This is a genomic window from Microvirga splendida (assembly GCF_016427565.1).
In the GTDB taxonomy this organism is placed as follows: Bacteria; Pseudomonadota; Alphaproteobacteria; order Rhizobiales; family Beijerinckiaceae; genus Microvirga; species Microvirga splendida.
The window spans coordinates 44,144-66,657 of record NZ_JAELXT010000003.1; the positions used below are offsets into that span (position 1 = coordinate 44,144).

General features: G+C 63.6%; 28 protein-coding genes, 1 tRNA gene and 1 pseudogene. 19 read left to right on the plus strand and 11 right to left on the minus strand.

What is annotated here, in order from left to right; all coding sequences use genetic code 11:
* Window positions 1–58: 58 nt before the first annotated feature.
* From JAO75_RS04285 to JAO75_RS04320, 8 genes are all read left to right on the plus strand, one after another.
* A complete protein-coding gene (locus tag JAO75_RS04285; protein WP_199046973.1) occupies window positions 59–589 on the plus strand; it encodes a hypothetical protein in 531 nt (176 codons plus the stop codon).
* An 11-nt stretch (window positions 590–600) separates the two neighbouring features.
* Entirely contained in the window at window positions 601–993 is a 393-nt protein-coding gene (locus JAO75_RS04290; RefSeq protein ID WP_199046975.1) for a phage holin family protein, read from the plus strand.
* Window positions 990–1,412, plus strand: coding sequence for a DUF3618 domain-containing protein (locus tag JAO75_RS04295; RefSeq protein WP_210340163.1), 423 nt, complete (start codon window positions 990–992; stop codon window positions 1,410–1,412). The genes JAO75_RS04290 and JAO75_RS04295 overlap by 4 nt, the downstream gene beginning before the upstream one ends.
* Before the next feature lie 21 nt (window positions 1,413–1,433).
* Window positions 1,434–2,162 carry a hypothetical protein gene (locus tag JAO75_RS04300; protein WP_199046979.1) on the plus strand — a complete coding sequence of 243 codons (729 nt, stop codon included), beginning with the start codon at window positions 1,434–1,436 and terminating at the stop codon, window positions 2,160–2,162.
* Between the two features lie 397 nt (window positions 2,163–2,559).
* The gene (locus JAO75_RS04305) at window positions 2,560–2,913 is read left to right on the plus strand and encodes a response regulator (protein WP_199046981.1); all 354 of its coding nucleotides are present in this window, start codon (window positions 2,560–2,562) and stop codon (window positions 2,911–2,913) included.
* Between the two features lie 48 nt (window positions 2,914–2,961).
* Window positions 2,962–4,002 (plus strand): apurinic/apyrimidinic endonuclease family protein, encoded by a 1,041-nt coding sequence (locus JAO75_RS04310; protein ID WP_199046983.1) that lies wholly within the window; start codon window positions 2,962–2,964, stop codon window positions 4,000–4,002.
* Between the two features lie 79 nt (window positions 4,003–4,081).
* Window positions 4,082–4,534, plus strand: a complete 453-nt coding sequence (locus JAO75_RS04315; protein ID WP_199046985.1) for a response regulator — start codon at window positions 4,082–4,084, stop codon at window positions 4,532–4,534.
* A gap of 184 nt (window positions 4,535–4,718) precedes the next feature.
* Window positions 4,719–5,015: an SWIB/MDM2 domain-containing protein gene (locus tag JAO75_RS04320; protein WP_199046987.1), complete on the plus strand. Its 297-nt coding sequence runs from the start codon at window positions 4,719–4,721 to the stop codon at window positions 5,013–5,015.
* 22 nt (window positions 5,016–5,037) lie between these two features.
* Here the strand turns inward: JAO75_RS04320 and JAO75_RS04325 are convergent, their stop codons facing one another.
* Window positions 5,038–5,652 carry a hypothetical protein gene (locus JAO75_RS04325; RefSeq protein WP_199046989.1) on the minus strand — a complete coding sequence of 205 codons (615 nt, stop codon included), beginning with the start codon at window positions 5,650–5,652 and terminating at the stop codon, window positions 5,038–5,040.
* A 112-nt stretch (window positions 5,653–5,764) separates the two neighbouring features.
* On the opposite strand from JAO75_RS04325, the gene JAO75_RS04330 reads away from it, so the two are divergent.
* Complete coding sequence (locus JAO75_RS04330; protein ID WP_199046991.1) at window positions 5,765–6,628, plus strand: D-amino-acid transaminase; 864 nt, start codon at window positions 5,765–5,767, stop codon at window positions 6,626–6,628.
* Between the two features lie 52 nt (window positions 6,629–6,680).
* Window positions 6,681–7,034, plus strand: a complete 354-nt coding sequence (locus JAO75_RS04335; RefSeq protein WP_199046993.1) for a hypothetical protein — start codon at window positions 6,681–6,683, stop codon at window positions 7,032–7,034.
* A 5-nt stretch (window positions 7,035–7,039) separates the two neighbouring features.
* On the opposite strand, the gene JAO75_RS04340 is transcribed toward JAO75_RS04335, so the two are convergent.
* Window positions 7,040–8,047: a coiled-coil domain-containing protein gene (locus JAO75_RS04340; protein WP_199046994.1), complete on the minus strand. Its 1,008-nt coding sequence runs from the start codon at window positions 8,045–8,047 to the stop codon at window positions 7,040–7,042.
* Window positions 8,048–8,220: 173 nt separating this feature from the next.
* Window positions 8,221–8,823, minus strand: coding sequence for a DUF1134 domain-containing protein (locus JAO75_RS04345; RefSeq protein WP_199046995.1), 603 nt, complete (start codon window positions 8,821–8,823; stop codon window positions 8,221–8,223).
* Window positions 8,824–8,982: 159 nt separating this feature from the next.
* On the opposite strand from JAO75_RS04345, the gene JAO75_RS04350 reads away from it, so the two are divergent.
* Window positions 8,983–9,630, plus strand: a complete 648-nt coding sequence (locus JAO75_RS04350) for an HAD family hydrolase (protein ID WP_199046996.1) — start codon at window positions 8,983–8,985, stop codon at window positions 9,628–9,630.
* On the opposite strand, the gene JAO75_RS04355 is transcribed toward JAO75_RS04350, so the two are convergent.
* On the minus strand, window positions 9,613–10,446 hold the full coding sequence (locus tag JAO75_RS04355; RefSeq protein WP_199046997.1) for a 3'(2'),5'-bisphosphate nucleotidase CysQ family protein: 834 nt from the start codon (window positions 10,444–10,446) through the stop codon (window positions 9,613–9,615). The two genes, JAO75_RS04350 and JAO75_RS04355, sit on opposite strands and share 18 nt — an antisense overlap.
* 172 nt (window positions 10,447–10,618) lie before the next feature.
* On the opposite strand from JAO75_RS04355, the gene chpT reads away from it, so the two are divergent.
* Window positions 10,619–11,260, plus strand: a complete 642-nt coding sequence (gene chpT / locus JAO75_RS04360) for a histidine phosphotransferase ChpT (RefSeq protein WP_199046998.1) — start codon at window positions 10,619–10,621, stop codon at window positions 11,258–11,260.
* 80 nt (window positions 11,261–11,340) lie between these two features.
* Here chpT and ctrA read toward each other — a convergent pair whose 3' ends face one another.
* Window positions 11,341–12,042 carry a response regulator transcription factor CtrA gene (ctrA, locus tag JAO75_RS04365; protein ID WP_114944720.1) on the minus strand — a complete coding sequence of 234 codons (702 nt, stop codon included), beginning with the start codon at window positions 12,040–12,042 and terminating at the stop codon, window positions 11,341–11,343.
* Between the two features lie 517 nt (window positions 12,043–12,559).
* On the opposite strand from ctrA, the gene JAO75_RS04370 reads away from it, so the two are divergent.
* Window positions 12,560–12,949: a flagellar export protein FliJ gene (locus JAO75_RS04370; RefSeq protein ID WP_199046999.1), complete on the plus strand. Its 390-nt coding sequence runs from the start codon at window positions 12,560–12,562 to the stop codon at window positions 12,947–12,949.
* A 52-nt stretch (window positions 12,950–13,001) separates the two neighbouring features.
* Here the strand turns inward: JAO75_RS04370 and JAO75_RS04375 are convergent, their stop codons facing one another.
* Window positions 13,002–13,625, minus strand: coding sequence for a GNAT family N-acetyltransferase (locus JAO75_RS04375; protein ID WP_199047000.1), 624 nt, complete (start codon window positions 13,623–13,625; stop codon window positions 13,002–13,004).
* Between the two features lie 173 nt (window positions 13,626–13,798).
* On the opposite strand from JAO75_RS04375, the gene JAO75_RS04380 reads away from it, so the two are divergent.
* Window positions 13,799–14,812: a lysylphosphatidylglycerol synthase domain-containing protein gene (locus JAO75_RS04380; protein ID WP_199047002.1), complete on the plus strand. Its 1,014-nt coding sequence runs from the start codon at window positions 13,799–13,801 to the stop codon at window positions 14,810–14,812.
* A gap of 23 nt (window positions 14,813–14,835) precedes the next feature.
* Here the strand turns inward: JAO75_RS04380 and JAO75_RS04385 are convergent.
* A pseudogene (locus JAO75_RS04385) lies at window positions 14,836–15,021 on the minus strand (helix-turn-helix domain-containing protein); the annotation flags it as partial.
* Between the two features lie 273 nt (window positions 15,022–15,294).
* Complete coding sequence (gene sciP, locus JAO75_RS04390; RefSeq protein ID WP_114187418.1) at window positions 15,295–15,570, minus strand: CtrA inhibitor SciP; 276 nt, start codon at window positions 15,568–15,570, stop codon at window positions 15,295–15,297.
* 354 nt (window positions 15,571–15,924) lie between these two features.
* Here sciP and mnmA point away from each other — a divergent pair, with 354 nt between their 5' ends.
* The 4 genes from mnmA (at window position 15,925) to JAO75_RS04410 (ending at window position 18,343) form a co-directional block, all read left to right on the plus strand.
* Entirely contained in the window at window positions 15,925–17,082 is a 1,158-nt protein-coding gene (gene mnmA, locus JAO75_RS04395; RefSeq protein WP_246742362.1) for a tRNA 2-thiouridine(34) synthase MnmA, read from the plus strand.
* A 22-nt stretch (window positions 17,083–17,104) separates the two neighbouring features.
* Window positions 17,105–17,746 carry a class I SAM-dependent methyltransferase gene (locus JAO75_RS04400; protein ID WP_199047004.1) on the plus strand — a complete coding sequence of 214 codons (642 nt, stop codon included), beginning with the start codon at window positions 17,105–17,107 and terminating at the stop codon, window positions 17,744–17,746.
* A 122-nt stretch (window positions 17,747–17,868) separates the two neighbouring features.
* Window positions 17,869–18,075: a hypothetical protein gene (locus JAO75_RS04405; protein WP_246742363.1), complete on the plus strand. Its 207-nt coding sequence runs from the start codon at window positions 17,869–17,871 to the stop codon at window positions 18,073–18,075.
* A gap of 191 nt (window positions 18,076–18,266) precedes the next feature.
* Window positions 18,267–18,343, plus strand: a tRNA-Met gene (locus tag JAO75_RS04410).
* 204 nt (window positions 18,344–18,547) lie between these two features.
* Here JAO75_RS04410 and JAO75_RS04415 read toward each other — a convergent pair.
* Window positions 18,548–18,991, minus strand: coding sequence for a helix-turn-helix domain-containing protein (locus JAO75_RS04415; RefSeq protein ID WP_246742376.1), 444 nt, complete (start codon window positions 18,989–18,991; stop codon window positions 18,548–18,550).
* 73 nt (window positions 18,992–19,064) lie between these two features.
* On the opposite strand from JAO75_RS04415, the gene JAO75_RS04420 reads away from it, so the two are divergent.
* The gene (locus JAO75_RS04420; RefSeq protein WP_199047006.1) at window positions 19,065–20,438 is read left to right on the plus strand and encodes an MFS transporter; all 1,374 of its coding nucleotides are present in this window, start codon (window positions 19,065–19,067) and stop codon (window positions 20,436–20,438) included.
* 57 nt (window positions 20,439–20,495) lie between these two features.
* Here the strand turns inward: JAO75_RS04420 and JAO75_RS04425 are convergent, their stop codons facing one another.
* Together JAO75_RS04425 and rocF are read right to left on the minus strand one after the other, a co-directional pair.
* Complete coding sequence (locus JAO75_RS04425; RefSeq protein ID WP_199047007.1) at window positions 20,496–21,551, minus strand: ornithine cyclodeaminase; 1,056 nt, start codon at window positions 21,549–21,551, stop codon at window positions 20,496–20,498.
* A gap of 3 nt (window positions 21,552–21,554) precedes the next feature.
* Complete coding sequence (gene rocF / locus JAO75_RS04430) at window positions 21,555–22,505, minus strand: arginase (protein WP_199047009.1); 951 nt, start codon at window positions 22,503–22,505, stop codon at window positions 21,555–21,557.
* Window positions 22,506–22,514 lie beyond the last annotated feature (9 nt).

A 22,514-nucleotide genomic window follows, 5' to 3' on the forward strand; every position in this document is an offset into this window, starting at 1 on the left:
CATTCGGAACCTGCCGCGCTTCTAATGGTTACTCCCTCACGAATGAGAGAGGTTGACCATGGGCGTGGGACAGCAAAACACCAATAGGCAGCAGGATAACGGCAACGAGGAATGGGATGCGCTGAAAGGCGATGTCGGTGGCATGGCTGACGCCGCCGTGGAGCGCAGCCGCCATTTCATCGACACCGCTCGCGAACAGGCGACGGATTATGTCGACCGCCGCAAGGACGACGTCGCGCAGTCGGTCGCCGACTTTGCCACGACTCTGCGCGAATCCACACATTCCTTCGACGAGCGGCCCAACATCCGCGCCGTCGTCGACACAGCGGCCGAAGGGCTGGAGCAGCTGGCGGGCTCGATCCGCGATCGTTCCTTCGCTGACTTCTTCAATGAGTTCGAGGATGTGGTCCGGCGCCGGCCGGCGACCGTCGCGGCCGTCACGGTCGCCGTCGGCTTCCTGGCGGCGCGCTTCATCAAGAGCACGGCCGAGGAACTGCGCTATGACCACGTGAATTCCGGTCAGGCTCAGCGCAGTCAAGCGCAGGCTCGGCAGCAGGGCCAGCGCTCGCGCGCCAAGGCCAGCACCTGATGGAGGCTCCCATGCAGGGCAACGGCAATCAAACCATCCAGGGTCTCGTGGGTGAGGCGCTGCGGGAATCGACCGATCTTGCGCAGAAGGAGTTCACCCTCTTCAAGACCGAGGTTTCGCAGAACATGCGAACCCTGTTCATGGGTCTCGCCATGGTGGTCGTCGCGGCGGTCTTCGCAATCGCGGCCGTCATCCTTCTCACCGAGTCCCTGGTGGAATGGCTGGCGACCGTCGTCGAATCCGAAGCGCTCGCCGCACTCATCGTCGGCGGCGTGCTGGCCGTGATCGCCATCGGCCTCGGGCTGTGGGGACGGAGCGCCATGACGGCCTCGTCGCTGACGCCGCAGAGGACCATGCGCTCGCTCAAGCGCGATGCGGAAGTCCTGTCTGAAAGAGGTGCATGATGACGTCACAGAACCTGCATGAGCTGGAGAGGGACATCGAGCGCAGCCGCGCTCAGCTCGACCAGACTATCGATCGTCTCCAGGACAAGATGACCGTCTCCGGCGTCGTCGACGATGTGCTCGGAACTGCCCGCAACGGGCAGTACGGACCGCTCTACGACCGGGTTCTGGATACTGTCAGGCGTAATCCCGTGCCGGTGATGCTGATCGCCATGGGCATCGGGCTTCTCGCGTATCGCCTCGGCCGTCCGACCCGTCCTGTGCGGCAGGCGCGCTTGATCGTGGCCGAGGACGATCTCATCACGGAGGAGCATCTGCTGATGGAGGTGGAGGATCCTCGTCTGTATGGGACGGAAGCCGTTCCTCAGCCTGCGACGGACCCGATGTTCGAGCGGCCCGGCATGAATTCCCGCTACTGAAGAATCGAACAGGAGCTTTCGATGGCAAATACCAAGAACGAAACCGGCAAGCCGGGTGCGGACAAGCAGAGCGGCACCGATACTGCCGGCAAGGTGTCCGCCGGCACGTCGGTCGGCAATATCGGCGAGGCTCCGATGCCCCACGCCCACGATCAGAAGTCCGCTCAGAGCACCGGATCGACGACAGGCGGCACGCAATCTGCCGGCCAGTCCAAGGGCTCGTCGTCCGGTCAGTCATCGGGCCAGTCCTCGCAGCGGAATGCGCAGGACCAGGGCGGCATGACGGGAAAGGCGCAGCAGGCTGCCGACCAAGTGCGTGAGAAGGCCGGGGATGCCTATGAGGGCGCCTCAGATTGGGCGCGCGACACCTATGAGCGCGCCTCCGATTGGGCTTCAGGCACCTATTCGCAGCAGCGTCGTCGCATGAACAGGATGGGTGGCCGCTCCTCGCGGGCTTTCGGCCAGGCGCGCGGCGGCGTCCAGAGCTACGTGTCCGAGAACCCCATGGTGGTGGGCCTCGTCGGCCTGGCCACGGGTCTGCTCCTCGGCGCCCTTCTGCCTCGCACCCGCCGCGAGAACGAGATGTTCGGCGAATGGGCGGACGAGGTTCGCAATCAGGGTCTCCGCTACGCTCGCGATGCTGCCAGCCGCGGTCGTGAATATGTCGAGGAAACGTTCAGCGGCGATGACGCGCAGTTCAGCCGGCATGAGAGCGAGTTCGGCAATCAGCGCGACGCCAATCGCCACTGACGCAAGCATCGAGACGAACGCAAAGGGCGCCGGCAACAACCGGCGCCCTTTTGCTGTGGTTTCGCAGCAACCGTCGAGATGCTGGACCACCCTGCAGAAACGACAACGGTCACGGCGAGATGATGCGCGTACATCCGGCGTCATCATCTCGGCATCGTGACCGCTTCTGGTCGGCACGGATGCCGCCAGCGTGACCATGAGATGGGGTTGGCCTGCACCGGATTCAAGAGCTTGGTGAAGTTTCTTAACCCTGTCCCGCTAAATTCCTGACTCATCGCAGGACCTTCAGGAACGAGGCTCCTTCGAGTTTGTTGGCTTCGGCAGGGCCAAAATCTCCTATCGCGAAGGCTCTGCGCGAAAGGCGGTCCTCCTCAAGGATCGGTGATGGAGTTGGGGCATGCGTATTCTGATCCTGGAAGACGATCCGGCAATCGCATTCGACCTGCAGGCCATTCTGGAAGCCGACGGGCATGAGGTCGTCGACTCCGTCAGCTCGCTCGCCGAAGCCTACCAGCACCTCGATGACAGGTTCGATTGCGCGCTGCTCGACATCGACGTGATTGGCGGCAAGAGTTTCGGCGTGGCCGAGACCCTCATGGAGCGCCGTATTCCGTTCGTCTTCGTGTCCGCGTCCGCCCCGTCCGATCTGCCGCAGCTCCTGCAGCGGGCCGCCTTCGTGGCAAAGCCGTTCGAAGAGAAGGTGCTGCTGAAGACCGTCGAGCACGCGGTGCCCAATCTCCTTCACTGTTGACGATCCGCAATCGGAGGAACCTGCCGCCGCCCGGTGACTTCCCTCATCATGCAAGACTTCCGGTTCGGCTTCTGCTGCAAGTATATTCCCGAAGACGGCTCGGCGCAGGCGGCGCGCGCCATGAACACGACTACGGTCACGATGGCCTACCTGAGCCGTCTCGAGCCGCAGGCCGCTTACGACAAGCTCGCCGCCGTCGTCGCTCACAACCTCGAAGCCTTCCGTCTGCAGATCGAGCACGTATCGGAGCGGCCGAAGCTGGAACGTCTCCACCGCCTGTCCAGCGACCTGCTCCCTGGCTACACCCATCCGAGTTGCCGGGACCTCTATCGCGACCCGGATCTGCGCAACCTGATCGAGACGAAGCTCGCACAGGCCGGGCGTCTCGCCCGGGACAGGGACGTGCGCCTGAGCATGCATCCCGGCCAGTTCTGCGTGATCGCCTCCGCCAATCCTTCGGCGGCGAAGAACGGCATTGCGGAATTCGAGTATCACGCCGAGGTCATGGCCCTCATGGGCTACGGCCAGGGGTGGCATCCGCACGGCGCGCACATCAACATCCATGGCGGCGCAAAGGCCCTGGGCGCAGAAGGGATCAGGAGTGGACTTGCGCATCTGTCGCAGACCGCACGCAACCTGATCACCATCGAGAACGACGAGGTGAGCTTCGGTCTCGACGATCTCCTGCCTCTCGTGAACGACGTGCCGCTCGTTCTCGATCTCCACCATCACTGGATCATGAGCCAAGGTGAGTACATCGAGCCGGACGATCCGCGCATTGCCCTGATTATCGCATCCTGGCGCGATGTGAGGCCGGTGAGCCATGTGAGCGTGTCCCGGGAGGGTCTGCTTCCGGATCAGGACATTGGGGCTCTTCCGGATTTCAGGGCGCTGGTTGCGACGGGGATCAAACCGAAGGATCTGCGGGCGCACTCGGACCTGATGTGGAACGAGGCCGTCAACGATCTGGTGATGAGTCATCTCTCCTGGTCCGATTTCGAGATTGAGGCGAAGCTAAAGAACATTGCGACCGAGGGTCTGGCCAAGCACGTGGAGAAACGACAATCCACCTTGCGAGCAACAGGATAAAGTTTCGTCCATTTCGGGCCTATTGGAACCAACCCGATCAGGAGTCGTTGTTGCGTATTGCGTCATGAGTCACGAAGTGATGTTGCCTGGTCAGTCCACAGTTCTTCTGGTCGAAGACGAGCCCTTGATCCGTCTCTTCCTATCCGAGCTTCTCGAAGATGCCGGTTTCAGGGTCGTTGAGGCGGCCAACGGCGCTGAGGCGCTGGTGCTGATGGAGGCGGGGCTGCAGGTCGAAGTGCTTCTGACCGATGTGGACATGCCGACGAGCTGCAACGGCTTCAGACTGGCGCATCAGGTGCATGAACTCTGGCCTGGAACCGAAATTCTGATCATGTCAGGGCGGCAATTCCCCTCCGTCGGGGACCTTCCTCCCGGGGCGGCCTTCCTGGCGAAGCCATGCCCCAACGAGGTGATCGTCTCCCATGTGGTCTCCGCTGCGGAGCGCATGAAACGCCTGTCCCATGTTGCTGAAACCACACGGCAGCCCACGGAGAGAGATTCCAACATCCTGCCCTTTCCGAAAACAGCCTAAATTCCTGAACTCGATCTTGCTGACGGCGTTGAGCGGACATAAGCTCTGCCGGAATTGACCTTCATCAGGGGGCCGGGGTCTGTGAACACTCCTCGGAATGTCCGACTGAAGGTTGGTCAATATGCTTTTCGAGCCTGATCCAAGGCTGTAGACGAGCTTCCCCACGCCATTCCCGGAGGAATACATGGCCACCAAGACGACTGACGGAAAAGCCGGCGCGAAGAAGGCTGCCGGTTCCAAGCCCAATGCCCTTCAGAAGCCCTTGCAGCCGTCCAAGGAGCTGGCCGCCATCGTTGGCTCGAACCCGCTGCCGCGTGGCGAGGTCGTGAGCAAGATGTGGGACTACATCAAAAAGAACAATCTGCAGAACCCTGAGAACAAGCGCGAGATCCTGGCCGACGACAAGCTTCAGCCGATCTTCGGCAAGCCGAAGGTGACGATGTTCGAGATGAACAAGCACCTCGCCCAGCACCTGAAATAAGCGAAATTTCGCCTCAGGCTTATCAGGAGGCCTGCCGCCATTGATCGAGCGGCAGGATCTCCGGTCTCCGACCCGGGGGCTTCTTCCACGGGTCAACGGCCCATCCCTCACCGGTGCGCTTCTCCGCGATCACCGCCGTGAAATGCGGGTAGCGGCCATCGAGGAAGAACCCCCGCGATACCGGATGCTCCACCACATGATGGGTGAGGAGCCCGCGCTCCTGCAGAACGAGGAGCAGACTGGTCGTATTCGCGGTCTCATCCAGGCAGTCCATCTGCCCGTGAACGCCCGACATCTGGGCCGGCGACCCCGGAACATCGGGCTTCCCGCCCAGGGAGACGGACAAGTAAGCGGTGTATGATCCGATCACCTCGGCCAAAGCCCGCCTCTCCGCAGCCGGGGACCCCTGCGCCGCCCTCAGGATCCCGCGTGCCCGGCTCAGCAACCCTCCGTCGATCGAGAGCGCCAGCCGCCGCGTGCATCCATAGCCGTGACAGGCGATGATGCGTCCTCCCGCAGGCTCCACATAACCGCGCTCGTTGAACCATCTTTGGGCTGCCTGAGGACCGGCGCTGGCCGGAACGCTCAGGAACAGGAGCGGCAGAAGGTTTGAAATGAGAAGTAGCGCCGGTCTCACGATGGGGGTACCTATCGCCTTAGCTTGCAGGGTTCTTGGCGATATAGGTCGAGCGGCTCGGCTGCCCATCGGTTAAGCTTGGTTGAGTCGGGTTACGACTTTTGAGGTTTCCATGTCCCGCATCGTTTTCCTGAATGGTTCATTCCTGCCGATCGACGAGGCCAAGGTGCCCTTCATGGATCGCGGCTTCCTGTTCGGGGATGGGGTCTACGAGGGAATCGGCGTGCTCGACGGCGAGCTGATCGACAACGAGGCCCATCTCGAGCGTCTGGAGCGGTCGCTTGCCGAGGTGCGCATCCGCAACCCCTATTCGAGAGCCGAGTGGACGTCCCTCCAGCAAGAGATCGTTCGTCGCAACGGCATGACGGAAGGCTTTATCTACTTCCAGGTCACCCGCGGCGTGGCGGAGCGGGACTTCTTCTTCCCCGAGGATGCCGAGCCCACGGTCGCCATGTTCACCCAGGCCAAGGCCATCGCCGACGCTCCCGCGGCTCGGACCGGCATTGCGGTGGTGACCGTGCCGGACCAGCGCTGGGCGCGGCGGGACATCAAGTCGATCAACCTGCTCGCCCAGGTCCTGGCCAAGCAGGCGGCCAAGGAGGCCGGGGCCCAGGAGGCCTGGCTGGTGGAGGACGGCTTCGTGACCGAGGGCGGCTCGTCGAGCGGCTTCATCGTCACGAAGAAAGGCAGCATCGTGGTGCGTCCGCTCTCGAACGCGATCCTGCCCGGCATTACCCGCAAGTCCCTCCTGCGGCTCTCGGAAGAGGCCGGTATCCCCCTTGAGGAGCGCCGGTTTACGGTCGAAGAGGCCTATGACGCCGCTGAGGCCTTCCTCACCAGCGCCTCGAACTTCGTCCTGCCCATCGTGTCGATCGACGGGCGCCCCGTTGCCGACGGAAAGCCCGGTCCGGTCACGAAGCAGCTGCGCGAGCTCTACCTGTCCATGGCCCGCACCCCGGCCCTGGCCGCCGAGTAGCGCGGCCGGAACCGGCCATCGGGTCGCCCGTTGCCTTGCAAAGGAGCGACCCATGAACCGTGTTCTGGTCCTATCGACGATTCTGGCCGGCTGCCTCGGGACGGCAGCGCTCGCCCAAAATCCTCAGGTTCTGCAGCAGCAGGCACCCAATATGCCCGCGCCGCACCAGATGCCGGCCGAGAAGGTGGAGCCCGACAGTAACCTCTCCGGCGGCAACGGCCCGTCGACGACGGGGTCGACCAATACCTTGAGCGAGAAGCTCGAGCAGACTGACGGGGTGATCCGTCCGCCGGAGACTGCAACCCCGGACATCACCGTGCCGGCGCCCGTGCCCAACCCCGGCACCACGCCGGTCATCCGTCCGCCGGACAGCTTCGGCGGCAATCAGCAGATCGATCCGAAGTAAGGAGCCTACGAGGCGGGGAGCTGCTTGCCGACCGAGCGGCGCCGCTTGCCCTCGCGTGATTTCTTGTTCTCGCGGGGCCTGGCCTCGTTCGGGCGGGCGCCGGCGCCGTTCATGATCTGAGCGGCCACCTCCGAGATCTGGCGGCGCAGCTCATCGTTCTGGCCTCCGGAGACCTCCAGGTTCGCGAGCCGCTCCTGTGCCTCGTCACGCTCCGCTTCGATCTCGCGGATTCGCTGCTCCAGGATCAGGCCGCGCTCCTGCTCGGCGGCAACGCCCTTGGCGAGTTCCGCCAGGCGCTGGCGCTCTTCGGACAATTCGCTGTGCCGCTCGTTCAGGGCCCGCTCGAAGTCGTTGCCCCGGGCGGTCTGGGTCATGAGGCGGGTCTCGAGGTCCGAGATGGTGATGCGCCTGGTGTCGAGGTCGCTCAGGGCTACCGTGAGGCGGCGCTCCGTGTCGGCATGCTCTACCTCCAGGCGGGCCAGCTTCTCTTCCGTATGGAGGAGCTCCGTCTTAATCCTGGAGCGCTCCTGCTGGGTGAGCTCCAGTTCCATGCGGGTGTTGGACAGCTCGTTCAGGGTTGCCCGGTGTGCATTCTCAAGGGCGGCCAGGGTCTCGCGGGTGCTCGCCAGGAAGTTCCTGGTCTGTGCGAGATCGTCCTCGGTCGCTGCCAGCCGCGTATGGGTGCTGGCGAGATCGACGTCGAGCTGGGCCACCGTCTGGTCACGCTCGGCAAGGGTGCTCTCTAGGGCCTCGATGCGGATGGCCCGCCGGCCCAGTTCTTCCATGCTTTCGCGCTTGTAGGCCAGGGCTTCGTCTGCCTTGCGCTCGATCCGCCGCTGCAGAACGGCGAACTCCGCCCGCAGGTGGTCCTTCTCGGCCGTCAGTTCCGAGATCGACATGGGAAAGAGAGCCTCCGCCCGGCGACGGGCGAGACGTTCCGCACGGGCATTGACGGCAGGGATGATCAGGAGCGCGATCAGGGAGGCTACGACGAACCCCAACGCGAAAATCATGATTATTTCGATCACGCCGACGCCAACTCCAAGGTGCTTGACCTGTAACGCTCAAGCACCTTGCCTTGTGCCCGCGCCGCTTTCCAGAGACTTTAACGCTCCAGACGGCCCGTTGTAGCGCATCCGGGGGCGGTTTCCACTGCTTCGGAACTGGCGGCTGATCGTCCAGGATCCTAGAAGGGGTTCCAGGTCGGCTCGGAGGTGAACTTCAGGTAGCCGATATTGACGCCCAAACGGGCCCCGACGCCGGCCCGGATCGGCACCACGACCATCTCGTCCGCCGCCACGGCCGTCACGCCGAAGCCACCGATGAAATAGGCTGAGCCGTCGATTCCGACGAAGCGCTTATAGAGCGCATCCGTGAAAGGCATGTTGTAGACCAGCATCATGGTGCGGGCGCCGTCGCCACCCACGTCGAAGCCGAGGGAGGGGCCTTGCCAGAAGATGCGGCGGTCCCCGGCATTGCGGGTGAAGAGCTTGCCCTCGCCGTAACGCAGGCCGCCGAAAAACGCGCCGGAGGCCTCCTGGCCCAGGATGTAGCCGTTGGGCTCGCCCCAGCGGCGGATCGCCTCCTGAAGGGCCAGGGCGAGGCCGCGGGAGGCCGAGCCGAAGAACTGATGGCCGGACTGGACCAGTTCATCGGAATGGAAGGAATCCGGGCTGCCGGGATTGGCAACGTAGGCGCGCTGGACGGTTTGGGCGGAGGCCTGCGGGGGCAGGGCGCCGATCAGGGCGGCAAGGGCCGCAGCTGCAAGAAACGTGGACCGGGAGCGCATAGGCTATCTCCTCGCATGAGACAGGGGACAATCCGGCCGTCATGGACCGAAAGGCTGCTATCGAGGCTCGAACCTTACGGTGATCAACCCTAACAATCTCTGTACGGAATGCCCTTCAGGGCAATAGAGATGAATGTCGCCATAAGGGGAAGATCTTCTATGCGCCCGAAAATGCTGGTCTTCGACGTGGGTGAAACGCTGGTGAGCGAAGAGCGCTTTTGGACCTCCTGGGCCGAATGGCTCGGGATGCCGGCCGGCACGTTCTTCGCGGCCCTGGGCGCGGTCATCGAGCGGAGGGGCGACTACCGCGAGGTCTTCAGCGATGCCCGGCCCGGGATCGATCTCGTTCGGGAGAGGGAGAAGAAGGCAGAGGCGGGATTGCCGCCCGGCTTTCTGGCGTCGGACCTCTTCCCCGACACGATCCCGACGCTCCAATGGGCACGGGCTCAAGGATACCGTCTCGGCTTTGCCGGCAACCACTCCCGGGCAACGGAGGAGTTCCTGAAGGGCTTAGGGGTCGAGGCGGACGTGATCGGATCGGCGGAACGCTGGGGAGTCGCGAAGCCGGACCCCAGGTTCTTCGAGATCATCGTGGAGCTTTCAGGCTTCGACCCCAAGGGCATCGTTTATGTGGGCGATCGCATCGACAACGATGTGCTGCCCGCTCAGGCGCTCGGGATGCAGGCCATCCATGTGGAGCGCGGACCATGGGGCGTCATTCAGGCCCGGTGGCCGGAGGCCAGCAGCGTCCGGCTGAAGATCAAGACATTGTCCGACTTGAAAGCCGTCCTAGGCCACGGCGGCTGAAACCGGCAGGTCGAGGCGGGGCGCCAGAGCCGTGTCGCCGATAGCCGCGAAGGGGCCGTTCAGGTAGCCCCGGTCCTCGTGGCCGTAGGTGAGGGGCGCTCCCCCCGGTCCGACCACGCTGCCGCCGGCACAGGTGAGGATGTGGTCGCCCGCCGCCGTGTCCCATTCCATGGTCGGGCCGCAGCGCACATAGATGTCGGCCTCCCCGGAGGCGATGAGGCAGAACTTCAGGGCTGAGGAGGTCATGCGCCGCGTGCCGATCGACAGGACCGAGAGGCAGGCTTCCGTGGCGACGTCGCCGTGGCGGCGGCTCACCAGCGCCACGAGGTCTTTCTCGGGTGCGGGGCGCACCTTTGCTTCGCGCCACGCGAAGTCCGTTCCCTGGCCATCGGGCAGGGGGCTCACGCGGGCGGTTTCGCCGGCAATCCAGATCGACCCCATGGCCGGAGCGGCCACCACGGCCGCCATCGGCCGGTCACCCCGGATCAGGGCGATGTTGACGCTATACTCGCCGGTGCCGTGGATGAAGTCGCCCGTGCCGTCCAGAGGGTCGACCAGGAAGAAGTAATCGGCCGTCTGGGCCGTGCTGGAGGTTTCCTCCGCCACCACCGGAACGCCGTCCCAGGCCTCGTTCAGGCGCCGGATGATCAGTTGCTCCGCCGCCAGATCGGCGTCCGTCGTGGGAGTGCCGTCGTCCTTGATGCGCTTGTCGATCAGCGCGCTCTCCATGCCGCGCAGGACCCGTCCTGCTTCCCAGGCGATGTGAGCGAGCCTCAGGGCGATCTCGTCGGGGTTCTGTCCATCGAAGCGCATCATGAATTTCTGCCTGTTCCCATGCGGGCTGTCGATGTCTTTTTGCCCGCTTTCCAAAGAACTCGGAGCCGGCTATCCCGGTTCACGTTCTCTTTCCTGTTTGGCTGTATTCATGCGCCTCGAAATCTCGATTTCATGAACGTACAGCTGACTTTACGGTGCCTCCGGAGCCCTCATGGCCACGATCTCCCTCGATTCGCTCGATCTCGCTGCTCTCCTCTGCTCACGCGTCTGCCATGACGTGATCTCGCCGGTGGGTGCGATCGTCAACGGGCTTGAGGTCCTGGAGGACGACAGCGACGCCTCCATGCGCGACTTCGCGCTCGATCTCATTCAGAAAAGCGCCAGGCAGGCCTCGGCCCGCCTCCAGTTCGCCCGCCTTGCCTTCGGGGCGGCGGGTTCCGCCGGCGCCTCCATTGATCTCGGCGATGCCGAGCAGGTGGGCCGCGGGCTGTTCCTCGACGACAAGATCAGCTTCTCGTGGTCGTCGCCCAGGCTCCTGTTCCCGAAAAACCGGGTGAAGCTGCTCCTGAATCTGGTGATGATCGCCACCACGGCCATTCCCCGGGGCGGCTCGATTGCCGTGACCGTGACGGGAGACGCCGAGAACTGCGCCTTCACCATCGTATCCAAAGGCCTGAATGCCCGCATTCCCGCCCATTCCGAGGCGCTCCTCTCCGGCAGTTCAGAGACCGGCACGGTTGATGCCCACGGCATCCAGATCTATTACGCCGGCATGGTGGCGCGCGCGTCGAACATGACCATCGCCTTCTCCATCGAGGGCGACGAGGTGACGATCAAGGCTGCGACCGCTTAGGGCAGCCGGGCCTCCTCCAAGTGCACAAAAGAAAAGCCCGGCTCAATGCCGGGCTTTTTCGTTTCGGATCGGGCTTCGCGTCAGATCGCAATCCGCTCTTCCGCCTCGTTCGGCTCGCGCAACACGTAGCCGCGGCCCCAGACGGTCTCAATGTAGTTGCGGCCCTGGGAAGCGTTGGCCAGCTTCTTGCGGAGCTTGCAGATGAAGACGTCGATGATCTTCAGCTCCGGCTCGTCCATGCCGCCGTAGAGGTGGTTGAGGAACATCTCCTTGGTGAGGGTCGTGCCCTTCCGCAGGGAGAGGAGCTCCAGCATCTGGTATTCCTTGCCGGTCAGGTGCACCCGGGCGCCGCCGACTTCGACCGTCTTGGTGTCGAGGTTGACGATCAGGTCGCCGGTGGTGATCACCGACTGGGCGTGACCCTTCGAGCGGCGCACGATCGCATGGATGCGGGCCACCATCTCGTCCTTGTGGAACGGCTTGGTGAGATAATCGTCGGCGCCGAAGCCGAGACCCTTCACCTTGTCCTCGATGCCGGCCATGCCAGAGAGGATCAGGATCGGCGTCTTCACCTTCGCGACGCGGAGCGTCCGCAGAACCTCATAGCCCGACATGTCGGGCAGGTTCAGATCGAGAAGGATGATGTCGTAATCGTAGAGTTTGCCGAGGTCGATGCCCTCTTCTCCGAGATCCGTCGTGTAGATGTTGAAATTCTCGGACTTCAGCATCAGTTCGATGCTTTGCGCTGTCGCGCTGTCGTCTTCGATCAGAAGTACGCGCATGTTCAATCCCCAGCCCTTGCCCTTGAGCTTTGAAACAGCGGTAGGCTGTTCATCCGCCACCGGGCTTGCGACGGATGCTCTTTTGAACTGATTCGAAACGCTAGTACGGAATGGTTAACAAACCCTGATTCTGGGACGCAAGCGCTTAACGAACTTGACAGGCAGATCATCCGCCGAAGGCCATTATCCTGTGGATTCTGGGTAACCATAGGGAACCGCCTTACAACATCCCAAAAGCTTACTATCCAAGCGTTTCAGCCTTGTCCGGGAACGGACCCGAGGGAACCGCGACCGTGACAAGGGCAGTGTTAACGAAATCGGTAAACGAATGGTTTACGGGCCCGAAGAAGTGCAAGCCTGGAGCAAGGCTTCGCCCAGAGGATTGAGATCACAGGAATTTTTTGTTCGCGCCGGTAAGGAAAGCTCAACCTCCATCGGTGATGGTGTCGCATGTCTGGCGGATAACTGAGCGATCCGTGAGGCGAAATGAAACAGCGACGTGTGGAGTTGAATCAAGATGAAGTCGCGGGACACGCTCATCCGCCTCAAACGCTTTCAAGTCGACGAGAAACGTCGCCGTGTGGCGCAGATCGAGATGATGATCGCCGAGTTCGACCGCATGGCGGCTGACCTTGAGCGGGAAATCGCAGCGGAAGAGCAGAAGGCCGGTATCACCGACGCCAACCACTTTGCCTACCCCACCTACGCACGCGCTGTGGCCCAGAGGCGCGACAACCTGCGCCTCTCGGCTCAGAACCTGCACATCCAGCTTGACGACGCCAAGGCCGAACTCGGCGAGGCGTTCGAGGACCTGAAGCGAGCCGAGAGCCTCGAGGACCGCGAGCGCTCCCTGGACGCGGCGATCAGCCAGGCCGGCCAGGGCCGCGTCGTTCGCGCCACGGCCTGAACTCAACTGCACCAAGATCCGAAAGGGCGCGCCAACCTGGACGCGCCCTTTTTCATGCCGCAGGCGGCAGGAGCGGAACGTGGGGCGCCGCCTCCCGGGGGAGGAACCCGTGGAGACGCGGATCGTCCGCGACCTCGATCGCGCGCCGATACGGCGTGAATCCCGAGCGGATATAGAAGGCAAGGGCGCTGGCCGAGTCGAGTGTGCAGGTATGAACGTAGAAGCGCTGCGTCGGCCGGGCGAAGGCATGGCGGATGGCTTCGTTCATCAGGAACCGGCCTGCCCCCTGGCCGATGAATCCGGGCACGAGCCCCAGAAAGGCAAGCTCGACTTCGTTCTCAGTGCGGAAATCCAGTTCGAGCAGGCCCACATCGCCGGTGCCGTCATGGAGGGCGTAGGCCTCCACCTTCGGGTCGTCGAGGATTGCGGCGAGCTTGTCATCCGTCATCACGGCCCGGCTGAACCAGAGCCAGGGCTCCCCCACCGCCCGGAACAGGGACCGGTAGCGCGGCCGGTCATGATCAATGCGCTGGAGCGTCCAGCTTTCCGGCCGCTGGATCGAGGGCAGGTCGGGCGGTTCCCGCATTTCGAGATAAGTGACGACCGTGGCGATCTTGCCGGGAGGCAGATCGGTATAGCCGTTGAGGTTGAGAGCTGCGGCCGAAGCGCTCGTCATCGCGGATCGCCTTCATGGGGTCTTCAAGGACAAGGCTGCTTGATAAAGCGGTTGCTTCCCCGCGTCACGCTTCCCGCTTGGACTTTATGTCATGGATCTACCCGCCAATATCTCCTTGCGGACCAAGGGGATTGTGGGCACAGAAGAGCCAACGAGGGAGATGTGCCGGCTCGATGAAGAATGTGCGTGAGTTCATTTGGCCCGCGATCGGGCTGCTGGCAGTCGTCGTGTCAGGCTGGCTTCTCTACCGTGAACTTCGCGGCATGTCCCTGGACGATGTCTGGGACAGCCTGACTGCCGTTCCCCCCCACCGCTACGCTCTCGCCGGCTTCTCGACCCTCTTCGCCTACGCGGCGCTGGCTTGGTACGACAGAATTGCGCTGCTGCATCTGGGCGTCCGCCACATCTCCTGGCTGTTCGTGTCCGTCACGTCGTTCACGACCTATGCGCTTTCCCACAATATCGGCGCCTCGGTCTTCTCCGGTGCCGTCGTGCGCTACCGGGCCTATACGTCGAAAGGCCTGAGCGCCCCGCAGATCGCTGTGCTCGTGGCCCTGTGTTCCTTCACCTTCGGGCTCGGCACCATCCTGCTCGGCGGTGTGGTGCTGGTGGCCGACCCGACGCTCCTTCACAGGCTGGAGGAGCTTCTGCCCTCAATGCTGACCAACCCCGCTACGGCCCGCGTCGTTGGGCTGCTGCTGCTCGGCTTCGTGGCGCTCTATGTGGTCGGATCCATCCTGCACCTTCCGCCACTCGTCATCCGCAAGGCCAAGCTCGAATATCCGCGCCCGGCCATCATGGTGCGCCAGCTGATTGCGGCGCCTCTGGAACTCCTGGGGGCAGCCGGCATCATCTATTTCGTGCTCCCGGCGCATCTGGAGCCGAGCTTCATCGTGGTGCTGGCCGTGTTCCTGGCCTCCTTCTCGGCGGCCCTGGTGAGCCATGCCCCCGGGGGCCTCGGGGTGTTCGAGCTCGTCTTCCTCACGGCCATGCCGGACATTCCCAAGGCGGACGTGCTGGCGGCGCTCATCATCTTCCGCCTGTTCTATCTCCTGATCCCCTTCGGCCTGTCCCTGATCGTGGTCCTGCTCTTCGAGCGCGCACGGCTGGCGCAGGCCTGGCGCGGCCGTATGGTGACGGCCGACGGCTCCGTGCCGCCGCCGCCCCTGTCCTCTTCGGATAAGTAAGGGGCAGGAAAAGGCGCCGGCGTTCAGGCGGGGCGCTGGCCCGGCTCCGGCACGGCGATGCCGGCCTGCATGTATTCGTTGAGCTTGTTGCGCAGGGTGCGGATCGAGATTCCGAGGATCCGGGCCGCATGGGTCCGGTTGCCGAGGCAGGAGGCGAGCGTGTCGAGGATCAGGTGCCGCTCCACGTCGGCGATGGTCCGGCCGACCAGGATGTGCCTGAGGGCGCCGATGGTCTGGTCCGGGCCGGCAGGGGAGGGCGCACAGCCCGTCGCGTCGAGGGAGCCTTGCCGTTCCAACGGATCCTGAATGCCGAGCACGTCGCGAGCCTGCCTTTGGGGAAGTGATTTCAGGAGTTTATGCTCATGGTATGGTTAGGAAGCTCTTAACGGCCGAGCTTCCGCGCCGAACTTTCCAAAGACCCATCATGAGAAAAGGCGCTGGCTCGGGTGAGCAGCGCCTCATCGTCGGATCGGCCGGCGTGCTTACTGCCGGTACTGCTGGATGCGCGTGGTGCGCAGGCCGGCCAGGCCATGCTGATCGATGGACAGCTGCCAGCTCAGGAACTCTTCGGTGGTCAGCGTGTAGCGCTGGCAGGCTTCCTCAAGGCTGAGGAGACCGCCGCGAACGGCGGCAACGACCTCGGCCTTGCGGCGAATGACCCAGCGGCGGGTGCTGGAAGGAGGAAGATCGGCAATCGTCAGGGGACTGCCATCGGGCCCTATGACATACTTGACCCTAGGGCGGTGGGGTTCGGTCATGATACGCTCACACAAAAATTCAACGACCTCAGTGGCTCGAACCTACGCGACGGGGCTTAATGTTTTCCTAAGCCCGATCAGGCGGTTACGAGAGTGCCTAAGCTTAGCCATAAACGTTAACGTTGGCTTATTCCGGCGCACTTTCCCTTTAAGATTTGTGGCGCAGGGGCATCGGACCCAAAAGTGGAATGCACTTTTGGGATCCATTCCGATGCTCAATCCTTGAAGCGGCGCGTCGCGTTGAGCGGACCCAAAGGGCCGCGCCGTGAAAACGGGTCCACTTTTCCGCACGATGCGCTATAGAAGGGCTTTGGCCCCTCCCGTGCGCCGCCTTGAACGGCGCCTCTGGATGGAATGATGCTCAACTCACTCGACCTGCCTACAGAACCCTCGAAGACCCGCGTCGTGGTTGCGATGTCGGGCGGCGTGGACTCGTCCGTCGTCGCGGCCCTGCTCAAGCGCGAGGGCTATGATGTCATCGGCATCACGCTGCAGCTCTACGATCACGGGGCCGCCGCGCACCGCAAGGGTGCCTGCTGCGCCGGCCAGGACATCTACGATGCCCGGCGGGTGGCGGAGGCCATCGGCATCCCCCATTACGTGCTCGATTACGAGGCCCGCTTCCGCGAGGCCGTGATCGACCGCTTCACCCAGAGCTATCTGGCGGGCGAGACGCCGATCCCCTGCGTCGAGTGCAACCGCTCGATCAAGTTCCGCGACCTCCTGGAGACGGCCCGAGAGCTGGGCGCCGACGTGCTGGCGACCGGCCATTATGTGGCGAGCCGCCGTCTGCCCGACGGCCGCCGGGCCCTCCACCGCGCCGCCGACCCGGACCGGGACCAGAGTTATTTCCTCTATGCGACCACGCCGGAGCAGCTCGACCTGCTGCGGTTCCCCCTGGGCGAGCTGCCGAAGGACCAGGTGAGAGAACTGGCGCGCGAGTTCGGGCTCACCGTGGCGGAAAAGGCCGACAGCCAGGACATCTGCTTCGTCACGCAGGGCCGCTACAGCGACGTGATCGAGCGCCTGAAGCCCGGCGCCGTGCAGGGCGGCGAGATCGTCCATATCGACGGCCGGGTGCTCGGGCGCCACGAGGGCATCATCCATTACACGGTGGGGCAGCGGAAGGGCCTCGGCCTCTCCGTCGGCGAGCCGCTCTACGTGGTCCGGCTCGAGGCCAAGGAGGCCCGCGTGGTGGTGGGCCCCCAGGAGGCGCTGGCCACCCGGCTGATCCGCGTGACGGACGTGAACTGGCTCGGCGACGTGCCCCTCGGCTCTTTAAGCGAGAAGGGCATGGAGGTGGCCGTGCGCGTGCGCTCCACCCGCGAGCCGCGTCCGGCGATCCTGCGATCCACAGGAACAAGCACTACGGTCGAGCTGTTATCGGCGGAAGACGGGGTGTCTCCCGGTCAAGCTTGTGTCATCTATGAGAGCGATGCTCCGCGGGCACGTGTGCTTGGCGGGGGGACGATTGCTCGCACAATGGCCGAAGCCGCACCCGCCGCGGCCTGAGGCCTCGACCGAAGGGACCTTTATGACGGATGGAGCGACCACCGTCCTGATGCGCAAGGCTTATGCGCGTTGGGCGCCGATCTACGACCTCGTCTACGACAAGCTCACCGAGCCGGCCGCCCGGGCCGCCGTGAACGCCGCCGTCGCCTGCGGTCCCAAGGTGCTGGAGGCCGGCGTCGGCACGGGCCTGTCCCTGGGTTATTACCCCGCGCACGCCGAGGTCTATGGGGTCGATCTCTCGGAGGACATGCTCCGCCGGGCCCAGGAGAAGGTCGACAGGCGGGGCCTCACCCACGTGAAGAGCCTGCAGGTGATGGACGTCACCCGCCTCGGCTTCCCGGACGGGACTTTCGACGCGGTGACGGCCCAGTTCATCATCACCCTTGTGCCGGAGCCCGAGACGGCCCTGGACGAGTTCATGCGTGTGCTCAGGCCCGGCGGCGAGATCGTGCTCGCCAACCATTGGGGCCAGCCCTCCGGGCCCGTCGCCAAGGTTGAGGAGATGGTCTCGCCCATCGCCAAGGCCATCGGCTGGAGTTCGGCCTTCAAGGCATCGCGGGTCGAGAACTGGGCGCAGCGGACCGGGCGCATGGAGGTCGTGGAGCTGCGGTCCCTGTTTCCGAGCGGCTTCTTCAAGCTCATGAGAATCAAGAAGAAAGCCTGACAGTTCGGGGCGGCCGGATGAGCCATGCGCTGCCGGGCCGAGACGTGACTTTCGGGCTCAAAGCCCTATCTCCAGGGGCAGGGCAACTCCAGATCACGAAAGCACTTCCAATGCGCCTTTTCATGTTCACCTCCCAGGCCAAGGACGATCTTCACGCTTTTGCAGGTGATGAATCCGGCACCAAGCTCCCGGCCAAATACGCCCCCTGGGGGCTGACCGGCACGCTGAACTCACGCGAGACCCCGCCGCACAAGTTCTCCCGCAAGGCCATCGAGCAGGCGGTTTCGACCGAGGGCTTCCAGCTCTGGCGGATGAAGCCCAAGGGCTGACCGGAGCGACCCGCATTCAACCCTGGACGGCCGCGGCTCTTCGAGCGCATCCCGCCGAAATCCTGCCGTCCAGGCGCATGGCCGACGGGGTGGCGACAAATCCGTACTTTCCCTGCGGGTCTTTCTTGACACTGGGGGCGAACCTTCCCTATATCGCGCTTGCCTGACGCGGGGTCCGCCCCGCTGCCTGGGGCGGAGTAGCTCAGTTGGTCAGAGCAGAGGAATCATAATCCTTGTGTCGGGGGTTCAAATCCCTCCTCCGCTACCACCTATGACTTAAGTGACTGAAATAGATAAAAAAATTTATGTTTTGGCCTCGTGAGTGGTAGCGCCTCCCGCACGGAACGCTCAATAACTTCTGTTGCCTGAGCAGGCGGTTGTGTTGATTGCGAGCGTCTGCTTTTGATCCCAAGCAGAACTTCGTGCTTCCGAGAGGCTTTATTGGATCCGACGTCCAAAAGCTGTTCACGACCTATTCGCCAAGCCGGGAGCTTCCGCGGCGTCCGCTCCCGGATGCTGGACGGGTGACGCGTCTGCGGGTCTCTGCCTTCAGAAGCTTGCGGAATGTCGGGCATTCCAGATGCGACGGGGCTGGACATTCGGCCACGTGCCGAAGTGCATCCCGCAGCATCCGCAGGTCGAGCATCTGGCGCTGCAAATCATCCGCCTTTGCGTGCAACTGATCGCGGGGAATGTTGGGCCGGCCATCTTTGCCGAACATGCCCGCGATCTCGGTGAGGGAAAAGCCTGCCGTTTTTCCGAGCTCGATCAAGGACAGCTTCAAGAGGACGTCAGCATCGAATTGCCGCCGCAGCCCATGCCGGCTGATCGACCGGATCAAGCCGATCTCCTCATAGTAGCGTAGCGTCGAGGGCGGCACGCGTGATCGTTCGGCAACCTCTCCAATATCCATCATTCTTGTGCTTGACCTCAAGTTGACTTGAAGTCGTAGCCTCTCCCGAATCGTCAATTCGAGCAAGAGGCACGCTATGACCATCACCACGATCTCGAGGCAGACACAGATCTGGCAGGACCCGCGCGCCATAGCGCTCCTGATGGCTGCGTCGCTCACCACGATGGCCAATGCCACGATCAGTCCCGCTCTCCCCGGGCTCGAGCGCCTGTTCGCGGATGATCCGAATGCCGCGATGCTGGTCCGACTGCTGGTGCCCGCACCCTCTCTCAGCGTAGCCATCTTCGCGCCATTCGCCGGCCTCGTTGCTGATTGGTACGGTCGGCGTCATATGCTTCTTGCCGGGGTCATCCTCTTCGTGATCGCTGGATGCGCGGGGCTGTTCCTTCCCGACCTGCCCACCATTTTTGCCAGCCGTCTGATACTGGGGCTGGCCGTCGCCCTCATCATGACGGCGCAGACCGCGCTCATCGGGGACTACTTCACTGGGGACAACCGGAGCGCATTGTCAGGACTTCAGATATCGGCCCGAAACTTCGGGGGGCTCGTGTTCATCTCGCTCGCCGGATGGTTCGCTGCGGTCTCGCCGCGCCTGCCGTTTCTTATCTATGGAGTTGCCGCGGTCTTCCTGCCGCTGATGTGGAAGACCATCAAGGACACGTTACGGACCTCGTTCAATTCGAGTCCCAAGCTGGACGACCGCTCCCTCAAACCTTCTTCGTGGGCCCTCGCCTTCACGTTGCTCGTGGTTCTTCAGGCCGTAACGAACATGGTCTTTTTCGTCATGCCGACTCAGTTGTCGTTCTTCTTCGCAGCGGCAGGCTATAGCAGCCCAGTGATGACGGGTTCAGCGCTCGGCATCCTGATGCTCTCGGGCGGCAGCCTCGCGCTGCTATACGGCCGAGTGCAGAGGGTCATCGGCTACGGCGGCATCTTTGCTCTGGGCTATGGTGCGATGGCGCTTGGTTTCGCGTTGCTGGCCCTTGCGGCGACGCCTCTGGCTTGGTTCGCGGCAGCCGCTGCCATCGGTGCAGGCTATGCCTTGGTCTCGCCGAGCTTCGTGACCCTTGCCTTGAGGCTTGCACCGCCCCAGCGGAGGGGAGCGGCCGGTGGCATCCTGACCGCTTCCGTGTTCATCGGTCAGTTCTGTTCGCCCCTTCTGAGTACACCATTGATCGTGGCATACGGTTACGAGGAACTCTTCCAAATCACCTCATCGTTTGCCGCTGCGATGGCCGTTGCGGCGGTCTTGAAAGCCTCCGCGATGAGACTTCAGGCGTTGAAGCGCGGAGTCCCAACGGTGGAGTGGCGTCATACGGCCGAACATGGGCCTGCTCCGGACGGGGCTGTAGGGAATGACGCCTTTGGCACTAAGCTGACATTGCGCAATATTCAAATCTCAGCAAATGAACGCAAGCAGAACACAAAGGCTGGAGAGTGGGCGGATTGAAGGTGTCAGTCCTCTGCAACCACCTCAAATTCGCAATCCTGGAACCTTCGCAATCGATCACGCCGCATTCGGCGTGGCGGCCGCGCGCAACAGCATGCCGAACAGATCGCGGGGTTCGTCGGGGTCGGCCAGGAGGTCGAGTTCGTCGGAGAGGCCCGTCTGCTCGATCTGGCGCTTCACGTAGCGCAGGGCCGAAAAATCCTCGATGGCGAAGCCCACGGAATCGAAGAGGGTGATCTGGCGCTCGCCTTTGCGGCCGGGCTCAAGGCCGGCGATTACGCGCCACAGCTCATGGACCGGATAATCCGCCGGGAGCTGCTGGATCTCGCCTTCGATGCGTGTCTGCGGCGGATACTCCACAAAGATGTCGGAGCGCTTGAGGATGTCGGCGTGCAACTCGGTCTTGCCGGGGCAGTCGCCGCCGACCGCGTTGATGTGGAGCCCCGAGCCGACCATGTTGTCGGTGAGGATCGTGGCGTTCTGCTTGTCGGCCGTGACCGTCGTGACGATCTGGACGCCCTCCATGGCCTCCTCGATGGAGTCGCAGACGGTGATGCTAAAACCCATGCCGGCCAGATTGCGCACGCATTTCGTGCTGGCCGTGCGGTCGATGTCGTAGAGCCGCAAGGTATCGACCCCGAGGAGCGCCTTGAAGGCCAGAGCCTGGAACTCGGCCTGCGCGCCGTTGCCGATGATCGCCATGGCCTGCGCGCCCTTGGGTGCGAGGTGCTTGGCCGCGACCGCCGAGGTGGCGGCGGTGCGGAGCGCCGTGAGAATGGTCATCTCGGTCAGGAGCACGGGATAGCCGGTCGCCACATCGGCCAGCACGCCGAAGGCGGTGACGGTCTGGCGTCCCTCGCGGGTGTTCTTGGGGTGGCCGTTCACATATTTGAAGCCATAGACCTCGCCGTCGCTGGTCGGCATGAGCTCGATCACGCCCTCCCGGCTGTGCGAGGCCACCCGCGGGGTCTTGTCGAAGGATTCCCAGCGCCGGAAATCGGCTTCGATGCACTCCGACAACTCCAGCAGGAAGCGCTCCACGCCAATCGTGAGGACGAGCTTCATCATGTTGTCGACGCTGACGAAGGGGACGACGTTCAGTTTCAGGTTCATGGTTCAGTGCGCTTTCGGCGTGTGACGGTAGCTCTGGGTCGGGCGGTCGAGCACGCGCCGGCCCATGAGGCTCGAGACGAGGTCGACCATCAGAAGGGCCGTGCGTCCGCGGTCGTCGAGGAAGGGGTTGAGTTCGACCAGATCGATGCTCCGCACGAGGCCGCTGTCGTGAAGCATTTCCATGATGAGATGGGCCTCGCGGAAGGTGGCGCCGCCGGGAACGGTGGTGCCGACGCCGGGTGCAATGCCCGGATCGAGGAAGTCCACGTCGAGGCTCACGTGGAGAATGCCGTCGGCGGCGGCCACGCGCTTGAGGAAGGCGTCGAGGAGAGGTGCGACGCCGTTCTCGTCGATGGCCCGCATGTCGTGAACCGTCACGCCGGCCGTGGCGAGAGCGGACCGTTCCGCCGGGTCGACGCTGCGGATGCCCATCATGCAGACGTTCTGCGGATTGAGCGGGTTGGTAACATCCGGGAAGTAGCCCTCGAAGCCTTTCAGGCCCGTCGCATAGGCCATCGGCACCCCATGGAGGTTGCCGCTCGTCGTGCTCTCGAGGGTGTGGAAATCCGGGTGGGAATCGAGCCAGAGCACAAAGAACTCGCGGCCTTCCTTGGCGGCCCGGCGGGCCAGCCCCGTCATGGAGCCGGCGGACAGGCTGTGATCGCCGCCGATGAAGATCGGCATGCCGTCGCCGCCCGCCTGGTAGGCTGCCTCCGCGATGGATTCGGTCCAGGCCACCGTTTCGGGAAGCGCCTTGATGGCGTCGTTCGGGTGGCGCACTTCGCGCATGGGCGCAGGCGCGATGTTGCCGCGGTCCTCGACCGCATAGCCGAGATTGCGCAGCTCCGTGAGCAACCCGGCCGTCCGGAAGGCGCTGGGACCCATGTCGCAGCCGAGCCGGCCGGCGCCCTCTTGCACGGGGATCCCGAGCACGATGCACGTCGTCGAAGCCATTCATCTCTC